This window comes from Coleofasciculus sp. E1-EBD-02, assembly GCF_040218245.1.
In the GTDB taxonomy this organism is placed as follows: Bacteria; Cyanobacteriota; Cyanobacteriia; order Cyanobacteriales; family Coleofasciculaceae; genus Coleofasciculus.
Genome location: NZ_JAVJQN010000136.1, coordinates 1 through 11,168, shown reverse-complemented (window position 1 = coordinate 11,168; position 11,168 = coordinate 1). Strand labels below are relative to the sequence as shown.

The window sequence follows — 11,168 nt, the reverse complement described above, 5'->3', positions numbered from 1 at the left end:
CAGGGAACAGGGAACAGGGAACAGGGAACAGGGAACAGGGAACAGGGAACAGGGAACAGGGAACAGGGAACAGGGAACAGGGAACAGGGAACAGGGAACAGGATAGTGTAGAGACGTAGCATGCTACGTCTCTACACCCCCTTGAAATACGGGGATGAGATACTCTGACAAGGTAAAAGCATCCACGCCCAACTCGGTGCGTTCCTGTGCGGCTAAAATCCCAGCTTGGGCATGCCACCAAGCCGCCGCCGCGACGGTGGCGTCTAAGGGAAATTTGGCTGTAGTGGGCTGTGCGACTAAACCGCCAATCAGCCCCGTAAGCACATCCCCACTCCCACCACGGGCTAAGGCGGGTGTACTTTCTGGCACCAACCAAACCGATCCCTGGGAATGAGCGATCGCACTTCTGGCACCTTTTAATAAAATCACAGATCGACTCAACTGAGACGCCTTCTGTACCGCACTCACGCGATCGGGAAGCAACTCAGCCGAATCAGGAAATAACCGCTTAAACTCACCAACATGAGGCGTTAACACCGTCGCCCCCTGACGCCGGATTAACGTAGGAATCGTTTTTAGTTCCGCCAAACTATTTAAGCCGTCGGCGTCTAAGATCAGAGGACATTCTACCCCCATTAATTCTTGTACCAAAGACTTCCCATCCAGCGTCAAACCCGGACCACAGGCGATCGCACTAAATTTACTTAAGTTTACAGAATCAGGAAGTTGTGCGATCGCGCCACTGGGGGTTTCCGGACAACCAATCACCAGCGCTTCCGGGACATGACTGACTAATAACGGTTTCAGCGATTCCGGAACCGCCACAGACAGCATCCCCACCCCAGACGCCCGCGCCCCCAGTGCGGTTAAAATGGCACCGCCAGAATATTGGGTTGAGCCACAAATCAGCAGTAGATGCCCTTCCTTATACTTATAAGTAGCGGCTGGACGTTTTAGCGGCAGACAATTCCGCACCATGGAGGATGTCACCCGCATTCGTCCCGGTGATTGACCCAAAACTGCCCAAATATCCGCCAAGGGGATACCAAAATCAATTAATTCCGCCTCACCCAGATAATCCAATCCTTGATCTTGCAGGTAAGCCTGCTTCCACAACCCCAAACAGAACGTGCGACTTGCCCGAAGTGCCGTACCCAAGACTTCCCCGGTATCCGTATGAATCCCAGAGGGTAAATCGATACTGAGGATAGGTTGGGAGAGTTGATTCAACTGCTTAACCGTATCCGCCAGATTTCCTTCGAGCGATCGCGTTTGCCCAAAGCCAAACAATCCATCAATAATTAAATCACAATCCAGCAACGGCTGAATCTGCTCATAAAAAGGAATCCCCAAACTTTCCGCATACTCAGCATGTTGCGAGGTTAATTCCTTAAGCTTATTAATCGGACGGTAAATCAGCACCTCATAGCCCTGACACTGTAACTCCCGCGCCACCACCAAAGCATCACCACCATTATGTCCCGGACCCACTAACACACCCACACGCCGCGTTTGCGGATAGGGATAAAGGGTTTGAATCCGCCTCGTAATCAACCCCGCCACCTTTTCCATCAACGCCGCGACAGGCATTCCTGCCTCAAAGATACGCCCTTCAATCTCGCGCATCTGCTCAGCGGTAACTACGATTTGTTCAATTTGTTCGCGTCGCTTTGTCGGTTGCACAGCAGTTATTCCCCATTTCGCCATCTTTGATTATTGCGCCATCAGATGCTGATTTGCATCAGTCCCCTGAAAGATGAGCAACTTGCCAAACCTAAGTAACTCCCTGTTTGCCCTAGAGCCTTCTGCCTTTTGCGATAAACCCGGATTGTTAGACTAAGTACCTGGACATAAATTCTGTATGCTGTACTAAGAAATGTGAAGAAGCCGATCAATCCTTACTGTTGCCTGTTGCCTGTTGCCTGTTGCCTAATCTCAACCGTTAACTTTAATGAAAGTCCACCTACTTATCAATAGATTAGCCACAAAATAAGCCAATGAAAACAACCAATAAATCGTCTCCAGCTTACGAACTCGACTTTTATGGATGGACACAGGAACAAGCAAAATTGCTCCAGGAACAAAAGTGGAGTCAGTTAGATATTCCCAACTTGGTTGAGGAGATAGAAGCATTGGGTAGACAGGAACGGCAAGAGCTGGAAAATCGCTTGGGAATTTTATTAGGACATTTGCTCAAATGGGAGTTTCAATCTGATAAGCGCTCAAGGAGTTGGTTTGCCACTATCCGGGAACAACGCCGTCGCATCGAACGGCTGCTTAAAAAAAGTCCCAGTCTGCAACCTTACCTACCTGAAGCCTTAGAGAATGGATACCAAGATGCCTTAGATTTAGCCGTTCGCGAAACCTCTTTGAGTTACAAAACCTTTCCCCCAGAATGCCCTTATTCTCTGGAGCATATTTTCAATAACAACCTTTTTCCTGGAGAGACTTTTGATCCAGAGGAATACCGTTAAGCCGAATATTAGACGTTCGTAGTTGCGCTTTAGCGCCATCAACGTTTGCTGCGTTACGACAAACATTTCGTTTAGTTCAAGCTAACGATGGCGTTAGTTTACCCAGAAAAAATGCTCCGCTTATTGGCATAACCTAGCTAAAATAGTGGAATATATTTAACCATTAAATCGGGCGCAAAGCTTTGCGCCCCTACAGTTTCCCGGCGTAAGGTTAATCTATCAAACTTGGTGTGCCACACCAGTACCATTACATTACCATCACAGGAATTCCGGGAACAGAAACGAATTAATCCGCTCAGCTAAATCTGCTGGTGTTGGCGGATCACCTGGGAAAAGTCCTAATCCATAAGCACCATCTGAAATAATAACAGTTGCCGCTTGCCAAGCCCAATAGCGGGTCAACGCATCAGCCTGTTCAATTTGCACTGAATCGATAATGGTGATAGACACAGCAGGAGTTAAGTTTGTAGGGGCGGGTTTTACTATTATCTGCTGCAATAGACCTAGACGTGAATAAACCCGCCCTGACCCTACCTATCGTTCATAATGCTACAAAATAGTTGCACAAGTCAAGCGATCGCACACCTTAGAGTTCTAAGGGTAGAGATCGAGGACGAGTTGTCTGGATCATCTGTGAAAAAATCCCCAAAATCAAGTCCAAATTATTCAGATAATGTTCCCCGCGCTCAATAGAAACTGTCGTTTTGACTAATTTAAGAAATTTCCAAATACTTCCGGTTGTAATAACTCCATAAATACAAGCAATTTCATTATTTTTGTGTTCGTTAAAAATTTGAGCTGCAACCATCTCAGCAATACATTGAGGAATTCCTGATTTAATATTATCATTCTTAGCTTCCACCAGTGTGACGACTGGTGCTGTCACTTCCAACTGTTTGGACGAATGACTGAGAATAAAATCACATCGACCGTTAAGTCCTCGATCTTTATCAACATTAAAGTCAGTTCCCGAAAATAGGCTGATTTGGCGGTTGCATTTTCGGCGAACTTCGATGAGGATAGGAGTAACAATCATCTCAGAACGCGCTTTTTCCGTATTAATCTCTAATGCCAGAGGAATATTTTCCTCTAAGGTTTCACTCAATAGAGGGCTAGGCAGGACAGGTTCTACGGAGTCAAAGAGTTCAACTCGTTCTTGAATAATTAGATTAAAGTCGTTCTCTAGGTATTCTAAAGTAAAATCACTGTATGACATGGTTGTTTTTCACTTCTGTTACTAAATGCAATTTATCCTAATAAAAGAGGCTATTATTCTTGACTGTTCACGACATTTATTCTTCACGTCGCTAGTCGAACATGGCGTGTAATCTTTCACAACATTCGAGTGAATATGGCAGGTTTTACTACTATCTTTTCAATTGCGCCTAAATGTGACTAAACCCGCCCTGACTTTCGCAGGTTTCGAGGCTTCCTGTAAAAAGTCAGATCATTTTTCGCGAACTCACTAACGCTCTACAATTTTCCATTAGCTTGCTAAATAGGAAACACAACAATCATAGCAAATCCTGGTTTTAAAAGCTCTTTATCATCCAGTCCGCGCAGGCGGTCTACCCTTCGGGAAGGCTTCGCCTATGTTTGTGTAGCAGCGATTTCAATCGCCGATTCTGATTTGAGTTTCAACTATAGATTTCATCGCGAATAACCTCTAAAAATCCTTTACCAAATTTCATATCCGGTTCCAAATAATTCCCTTCCGCCCATTCATTCCACGAACGGATAAAAATTAGCCGCTTTTCAGGTTCCCGTTCCGATACCGTTTCAATCGCCTCTTGCAGATGAACTCTAAATAAATCAGGCGTTGATTTCAGAAACACCAATCCATAGATACCTGTTCTCGGCGTGTTATCCCAATTCGGAAAGATACAGGGATAAGTGACAAAATACGGGTGACTGCCCTTAAAAGCACACTTAATCGCTTTTTCATAAGAGTAAAGTAGCGGATAATCCGAAAACCGTTTATATTTTTGGTAGAACCTCCGGGATGAGAATGCGCTAAACCTTTGCTTAACTTTCGTTAAACTCCGCTTCTCTGGAAAAATTCGGGCTGAATCCTGCGTAAAAGCATAATCCGGATTGATAATAATAGATGCATCAAACCCATTAGGTTCAGGAAACCAGTATTCATGTCGGGCAACTCCAACTAAATAGAGTCCCTTTAACCCGGATTTAATCGCCAAGTCTCTCCAACAGTTCGTAAATTGTTTTGAATCTGGCAACTCTTCCGGATTATAAACCAAAAATAGAGGTTTACCCTCAACCGTGATATAACGGGGATCAGTAAACGCCTCCAAGAGCGTATAAAAATGAGTCGTATAATCTGCCAAACCAGGATACGTTTGTTCAATTAAAACCCGATCCGGACAACCATGCCAAATCCCCGTCCAAGTTTGATTTGCCCAAGCTAAACAAAACGGAAAATTCGGCTCACCTGATTTTAATACTTCATTAAACGGTCGTTCTAAAACCCGCTTACCCGCAAACCAATAATGCCAATAACAAAACCCTTCAATTCCATACTCTCTTGCCAGATCCGCTTGCGCTTGTCGGGCTTCGGGTAAACGCAAGTCGTAAAAGCCTAAATCAGCCGGAATTTTAGGTTGGTCGTGTCCAGGAAATAAGGGCTTGGCTTTGGCAACATTTGCCCATTCCGTGAACCCTTTTCCCCAGGCTTGATCATTTTCAGGAATCGGATGAAATTGCGGCAGATAAAACGCAATTAGACGAGCTTTTGCTGATTTTAAGGGTTTGGTTGTCATTCCGTAAATGTCCTCATGGATATCATTGGCTTATATTAACCCCTCAGCCCCCTTCCCACCCCTCTCGTTCTCCCCTTTTTTGATCCCCCTCCCGTCCCCCTATTAGATCCCCCTTCCGTCCCCCTTCAAAAGGGGGAGACCAGATGTTGCTTCGCTTTTTGTTCCATGGGGGATTTAGGGGGATCAAATGTATCCCATAAGAGCGGAAAGTGCTGTAAACTCAACGGTCAATTATGTTAGGTGCAATTACTGGAGATATTGTTGGCTCAATTTATGAAGGACACAGTATCAAAACCAAAAATTTTGATCTGTTCAATCCGAGGCGTTATTTTACCGATGACACGGTACTCACTATCGCCGTCGCTGATACCCTTCTCACGTCAGGAAATTACACCGAAAAACTCAAGCAATACTATCGCCTGTATCCGAATGCCGGATATGGCATGAATTTTCAGGCGTGGGGAATGTCAGATGATGTTGAACCTTACAATAGTTGGGGCAATGGTTCAGCGATGCGAGTTAGTCCGATTGGTTTTGCCTTTGATGATCTGGATACGGTGTTACAGGAAGCTAAACGCAGTGCAGAGGTTACTCATAATCATCCCGAAGGAATTAAAGGCGCACAAGCCACCGCTTCGGCTATTTTTTTAGCACGGATAGGTCACAGTAAGACCGAAATCAAGTATTATGTTGAAACCACATTTAACTATGACTTAAATCAAACGATAGATCAGATTGCACCTGCAACAGTTTCTTGTCAGGGTTCTATTCCTCAGGCAATGATCGCTTTTCTAGAATCAACTGACTTTGAAGATGCCATTCGGAATGCTATTTTTATCGGCGGGGATAGTGATACGCTTGCCTGTATTACAGGTGGAATGGCTCAAGCATTTTATGGTGGTGTTCCCCAGGAAATAGCTCAACAAACATTAACGATTCTTGATCAGCGTCTAGGCGCGATCGCAGATCAATTTAATTTAAACTATTCAATTTCATAAGTTGCACCAATCGCCAGCTAATCGGTTTTTGACTCCTCATGCAATATCTGAGTAGAACACCCGTTCAGTAGGCTCATCTTTAATCTATTCTTCCCGAAAAATTTACCACTACTTCAATGACTTCCCAGCGCGACGCTGATTGCAGCGTTTGCGTAAATTATCATAGAATATTAAATGTATTACTTGTTTTACATTGTCTTACGGCTTTGAGTGCCTTTCAGACTGCAACCTGAAAGATAGAAACCACTCATCACCGACTGCGAGCAAGTTGCCATTGTGTAACAGCAAGTCAGAACCCTTATACTTCCTTGCTGAGTAGATTGTCACGCTTTGTAGGGGAGCATCTATCTGAACGATTTAAGATGAAAGATGATAATGCAGCAGCCAGATCAAGGCGGTAAGGGGGATCAATCCCCAGATGTGCTGTCACCCGAACAAGCGTGGAAACTCTTGACAGCCCTAGCGGGTAAAGAGCGCATGTTGCAGGATCGAGGCGCACAGAAGGTTGTACCCCTATTATGTGAATGGCTGGGATATCTGTCGTTAGGCATAGAATTAGTTGGGCGATACTTAGCCAAACACCCCGATATGTCTTTAACTGATATGCTCAAACGGCTGGAAGCGCGACATCCTGATGCAGCAAGCCAGCCGCCAAGCCAACCGACACTCCAATGGGGAATCAACACCATCTTGGAATGGGTTTGGAGAGAACTCAATCCCCTAACCCAGCAGGTTGGTCAACTTTTGAGCTTATTTGCCCCAACCCTTTGGCGGTGGCAATGGTTAGACTATGCCAGTGATTTTTTGCATTGGAGACAGGCAGATCTCGACCAAGCCCAAACTCAACTGTATCAGTGGCGTTTAATTGAGGCAGTGCCAAATCGCCGGGGTTGCTACACAGTTCAGCCCTTAATTCGGGAGTTTTTTCGCAAAAAACTGGAGACATTGGATGCACCCACCGTCTTTGTGTCTCACCCTCCTTTTCCGTTCCCACCCCAGGCGTCGTCCAAGCCGATTTCCCAGTCCCCTCAACCGGATACTCAGTCTTCTTTGCCAAAGCAAATTTCCCATGACGATTCAGCCTCGCAGACGCCACCTCCTAGAGAATGGTCTTCATTTCTTTCCCCTTATCCTGACGTCCCTGGGTCTGCTGAAGATTGCCTGATTGAGCAGCAACTCTATTTTCCGATTACAAATTCCACTTGTTCGTGTCAACGAGACAACCCTCATATTGCTAATTCAGGAGTTTCCCAAAAAAGCAAGAATAAAGCACCACCCTTAAGAAAACTTCAGGCTGATGACTTCAGGCAGGCTTTTACCGCTATTCTTATTGAACTGGTTCAGCAAATTCCTGATCATCCTACCCGCGAGCAGATAACGTTTTTGGAGGAGATCCTGCCTCACATTCAAGAAGTAGCCCACACCCTAGAATCAGCCGTAAGGGATGAAGATTTACTCTGCTTATTTGACAGTTTGGGCAAATTCTCTAAAGGTCAAGGATTAACGGATTTACTTTGGCTATTCGATCGCTTAGGTAGATTTTATCAGCATCAGGGAGTGGGCAATCAGGCAGAATCCTGGTTTCAGCGGTGCGTATCTATCGCCCAAGCTGCTTTTGGCGAGGAACATCTTGATGTTGCCACTAGCTTGAATAATTTGGCAGGACTTTATTATACCCAAGGTCGCTACAGTGAAGCTGAACTCTTTTACCTGCAAGCCTTAGAGGTGAGAAAACATCTGTTAGGTAATCATCATCTTGATGTTGCCACCAGCTTGAATAATCTGGCAGGACTTTACTATGCTCAAAATCGCTACAGTGAAGCTGAACCCCTTTATCTGCAAGTTTTAGAGGTGAGAAAATCTCTCTTAGGCAATTGCCATCTTGATGTTGCCAGTAGCCTCAATAATTTAGGATTATTGTACTATGCTCAAGGTCGCTACAGTGAAGCTGAACCCCTTTATTTACAAGCCTTAGAGGTGAGAAAACGTCTTTTAGGCAATTGCCATCCGGCTGTGGCAACTAGCATTAACAATTTAGCCGGACTCTACAATGCTCAAAAACGCTACAGAGATGCAGAATTGCTATTAGTTCAGGCATTAAGTTTGAGTGAACAGCACTTAGGACACGAGCATCCTAATACGGCTATATTTCGGAAGAATTTATCCATTCTCCGCACTCATAAGAAGACTAATCGTAGCTGGTGGCAATGGTTGTGGTAAGGGGCTTAGTTACCAAGCCCCTACTGTTTTAGATTAAACCGCAGACACTTTTAAGCTACTCGGTTCTCCCAGTTTTCCTTCTAAAACCACACCCCGTTGATTGGTGTGGAGATGGCGCAGAATTTTATAAATGGCTTCTATCTGATCAGTCGCCCCCGCTTTCTGAGCTAACTGTGATAAAGACATCGGTTCTCCTTGATCCTGCAACACCTGAATCACCCGTTTCTGTAAATCCAAAATTGCAGCGGCGGCTTTTTTCCCGGCTTCCACTCCAGGTTGATGGTAAGCGTTGATATTTACCAGGGAGGCGTACAATCCTACAGCCCGATCATATAAAGCAATCAGCGCCCCAACCGTGCGAGGATTGACTTGGGGAATGGTCACGGTAATCGAATCTCGTTGATTGTCATACAAGGCTTTTCGGGTTCCCTGTAATAAACCGGATAAATAGTCACCGGATGTTACCCCGGCTTCTACCTGTGGGGAGTGTCCCTCGCGATCGCGCAATACTTCAATAAAGGTGACAAAGAAATTGGGAACCCCTTCGCGCAACTGCTGCACGTAGGCATGTTGATCCGTTGAACCTTTATTACCGTAAACGGCGATTCCCTGATGTACAGTATTACCATCGAGGTCTTTTTCTTTACCCAAGGATTCCATAACTAACTGCTGGAGGTAGCGAGAAAATAGCAGCAGGCTATCTTTGTAAGGTAAAACCACCATATCTTTTTCACCCTGACCATTCCCCGAAAAATACCAGGAAAGTGCCAGCAACGCCGCCGGGTTTTCGTGGAGATTATGGACACGGGTAGCACTATCCATTTCCTTCGCACCTGCTAGCATCTGGTGAATATCAATCCCTTGCAGTGCGGCGGGTAAAAGTCCCACTGCTGACATTTCTGACGTGCGTCCTCCTACCCAGTCATACATCGGAAACGTCGCCAGCCACCCTTCAGATTTCGCCAGTTGCTCTAAATTACTATCTTCACCCGTAATCGCCACGGTATGGGCAGCAAAGTCTAGTTTCTGGGATTCATAAGCTTTTTTTGCCTCAATCATGCCATTGCGGGTTTCCGGCGTTCCTCCAGACTTAGAAATTACCAAGACAAGTGTGTTAGCCAGACGATCTTGCAGTTTAGCAATAGTGGCATCAATCCCTGCCGGATCAGTGTTATCTATAAAATGAATCGCCAAGGGCGGGACGTTAGGGGCAAGGGCATCAGCGACAAACTCAGGACCTAATGCTGAACCGCCAATGCCAATGGAAAGAATATCAGTGAATCTAGATGAACCTGGGGGATGGATATCACCACTATGGACTTTAGCAGTAAAGGATTCAATTTTCTCTAACGTGGTGAGGATATCTTGGCGCAGTTCGGGAGTTGGCGCTATGTCAGGATCTCGTAACCAATAGTGACCCACCATCCGATTTTCATCAGGATTAGCGATCGCGCCCCCCTCCAATGCCTCCATATCCTGAAATGCCTTCTCAAACTTAGGTCGCATCGCCTCGACAAAGGCATCATCAAATCGCATACGGCTGACGTCGAGGTAAAAGTCTAACCCTTGGTGGTAATAGAGCCAGTCCTGATAGCGTTGCCAGAGTGCAGGGGCGTCCATAAGTAGCTTCTCAAATTCCTGTTTTTTCCAATCACAAGTTTATGTTGTCCGGGGATCAGTTGTCAGTTTTCCTTTTCCCGTCGCTTAGTCTTATCAGCCTTCCCCAGCTTCCAGACGTGCCATGGCACGTCTCTACATTGGCTCCCCCAGCTCCCCCAGCTCCCTCTGCTTCCCCTGCCTTCTGCCCTGGAGCCTTCTCATATATACGGCTTGGGCAACACGCGCAAAAACTTGACGATGTGACCCGTCACTTCAATCCCTACCATATAGTTGTCGATGGTAAATCGGTAAAAAATAGCATCTGAGCCGATGGGGTGAAGCCCTGGCAAGTCGTGAATGCTCCTGAGATGCATGAACTTCTCAAAAACCACGTCATAGACCTGCTGATAGGCAGCCGACTCTAGGCTTTTGAGATCTTGTAAAAAAGACCGCGCATAGCGTACTTCTAGACTCACAGGATATACCCCGATTCCCCACGAATCATTCTAGTCTTTCTGGGAAGATTTTAGCTTTCTGCAAGAAGCCGCACTGTTTCCTACACCCCACACCCTACACCCCACACCCTACCTACTATTCAAATAGCTTACCCGCCCCTTCAGTCACGGCAGATTTAGCAGTCGCAGCGCTTCTTCACGGGTCATCGCATCTCCGGGGCGAATTGTTCGCATGGATTCTTGCATGGCACAGAGCATATACAAGTCATAATAGAACGGTTGCAGCACTTTCCAGGCGTCTGCCAAGCTTTCATCAGGGAGTTGATCCACTAAATCAGGTAACTGTTGGGTTAAGCGTTGCAATCGACCTCTGAGTAAATTCATCAGGAAAGAATACTCCAATTGAGTAAGTTATAGTTTGCTTATAGGAATGGTACGGGTTAACTAACAGTCGGTAAATATCTAGACAATTAGTGACATAACTAGACATTTTCTATGATATAATCAGGCAATGTCTAGTTTAACCCCCCAAGAAGCAGCCACTCGACTAGGTGCCACAGTCTTGCACTTTGCACCGATGGGAACTCAATGGTAAAATACAATCTTCTCGGAGCGCTGGTGGTCATCGTCTTATCGATATTGTTG

At 45.7% G+C, this 11,168-nt stretch carries 10 protein-coding genes and 1 pseudogene; 4 read left to right on the top strand and 7 right to left on the bottom strand.

What is annotated here, in order from left to right; all coding sequences use genetic code 11:
• Nucleotides 1–123: 123 nt before the first annotated feature.
• On the bottom strand, nucleotides 124–1,707 hold the full coding sequence (locus RIC07_RS21980) for an NAD(P)H-hydrate dehydratase (protein ID WP_446396385.1): 1,584 nt from the start codon (nucleotides 1,705–1,707) through the stop codon (nucleotides 124–126).
• A 290-nt stretch (nucleotides 1,708–1,997) separates the two neighbouring features.
• Between RIC07_RS21980 and RIC07_RS21975 the strand changes: the two genes are divergently transcribed.
• Complete coding sequence (locus tag RIC07_RS21975) at nucleotides 1,998–2,474, top strand: DUF29 domain-containing protein (protein ID WP_446396384.1); 477 nt, start codon at nucleotides 1,998–2,000, stop codon at nucleotides 2,472–2,474.
• A gap of 258 nt (nucleotides 2,475–2,732) precedes the next feature.
• Here RIC07_RS21975 and RIC07_RS21970 read toward each other — a convergent pair whose 3' ends face one another.
• The 3 genes from RIC07_RS21970 to RIC07_RS21960 form a co-directional block, all read right to left on the bottom strand.
• Nucleotides 2,733–2,924: a hypothetical protein gene (locus RIC07_RS21970; RefSeq protein WP_446378456.1), complete on the bottom strand. Its 192-nt coding sequence runs from the start codon at nucleotides 2,922–2,924 to the stop codon at nucleotides 2,733–2,735.
• A gap of 136 nt (nucleotides 2,925–3,060) precedes the next feature.
• Nucleotides 3,061–3,690, bottom strand: coding sequence for a hypothetical protein (locus tag RIC07_RS21965; RefSeq protein WP_446396383.1), 630 nt, complete (start codon nucleotides 3,688–3,690; stop codon nucleotides 3,061–3,063).
• 421 nt (nucleotides 3,691–4,111) lie between these two features.
• Nucleotides 4,112–5,251, bottom strand: coding sequence for a glycosyltransferase WbsX family protein (locus tag RIC07_RS21960; protein ID WP_446396382.1), 1,140 nt, complete (start codon nucleotides 5,249–5,251; stop codon nucleotides 4,112–4,114).
• Between the two features lie 233 nt (nucleotides 5,252–5,484).
• On the opposite strand from RIC07_RS21960, the gene RIC07_RS21955 reads away from it, so the two are divergent.
• On the top strand, nucleotides 5,485–6,249 hold the full coding sequence (locus RIC07_RS21955) for an ADP-ribosylglycohydrolase family protein (RefSeq protein ID WP_446396381.1): 765 nt from the start codon (nucleotides 5,485–5,487) through the stop codon (nucleotides 6,247–6,249).
• Nucleotides 6,250–6,624: 375 nt separating this feature from the next.
• Nucleotides 6,625–8,469, top strand: coding sequence for a tetratricopeptide repeat protein (locus RIC07_RS21950; protein ID WP_446396380.1), 1,845 nt, complete (start codon nucleotides 6,625–6,627; stop codon nucleotides 8,467–8,469).
• 33 nt (nucleotides 8,470–8,502) lie between these two features.
• On the opposite strand, the gene RIC07_RS21945 is transcribed toward RIC07_RS21950, so the two are convergent.
• From RIC07_RS21945 to RIC07_RS21935, 3 genes are all read right to left on the bottom strand, one after another.
• Entirely contained in the window at nucleotides 8,503–10,089 is a 1,587-nt protein-coding gene (locus RIC07_RS21945) for a glucose-6-phosphate isomerase (RefSeq protein WP_446396379.1), read from the bottom strand.
• Between the two features lie 197 nt (nucleotides 10,090–10,286).
• Nucleotides 10,287–10,544: a hypothetical protein gene (locus RIC07_RS21940; protein ID WP_044211041.1), complete on the bottom strand. Its 258-nt coding sequence runs from the start codon at nucleotides 10,542–10,544 to the stop codon at nucleotides 10,287–10,289.
• 144 nt (nucleotides 10,545–10,688) lie between these two features.
• Nucleotides 10,689–10,907, bottom strand: coding sequence for a hypothetical protein (locus tag RIC07_RS21935; protein ID WP_446347561.1), 219 nt, complete (start codon nucleotides 10,905–10,907; stop codon nucleotides 10,689–10,691).
• Nucleotides 10,908–11,034: 127 nt separating this feature from the next.
• Here RIC07_RS21935 and RIC07_RS21930 point away from each other — a divergent pair.
• Nucleotides 11,035–11,168, top strand: a pseudogene (locus RIC07_RS21930) (MerR family DNA-binding transcriptional regulator); the annotation flags it as partial.

Coding starts and splice junctions, on each gene's coding strand:
- RIC07_RS21980 (WP_446396385.1), bottom strand. CDS start 1,707: ATGGCGAAATGGGGAATAACTGCTGTGCAACCGACAAAGCGACGCGAA.
- RIC07_RS21975 (WP_446396384.1), top strand. CDS start 1,998: ATGAAAACAACCAATAAATCGTCTCCAGCTTACGAACTCGACTTTTAT.
- RIC07_RS21965 (WP_446396383.1), bottom strand. CDS start 3,690: ATGTCATACAGTGATTTTACTTTAGAATACCTAGAGAACGACTTTAAT.
- RIC07_RS21960 (WP_446396382.1), bottom strand. CDS start 5,251: ATGACAACCAAACCCTTAAAATCAGCAAAAGCTCGTCTAATTGCGTTT.
- RIC07_RS21955 (WP_446396381.1), top strand. CDS start 5,485: ATGTTAGGTGCAATTACTGGAGATATTGTTGGCTCAATTTATGAAGGA.
- RIC07_RS21950 (WP_446396380.1), top strand. CDS start 6,625: ATGCAGCAGCCAGATCAAGGCGGTAAGGGGGATCAATCCCCAGATGTG.
- RIC07_RS21945 (WP_446396379.1), bottom strand. CDS start 10,089: ATGGACGCCCCTGCACTCTGGCAACGCTATCAGGACTGGCTCTATTAC.
- RIC07_RS21935 (WP_446347561.1), bottom strand. CDS start 10,907: ATGAATTTACTCAGAGGTCGATTGCAACGCTTAACCCAACAGTTACCT.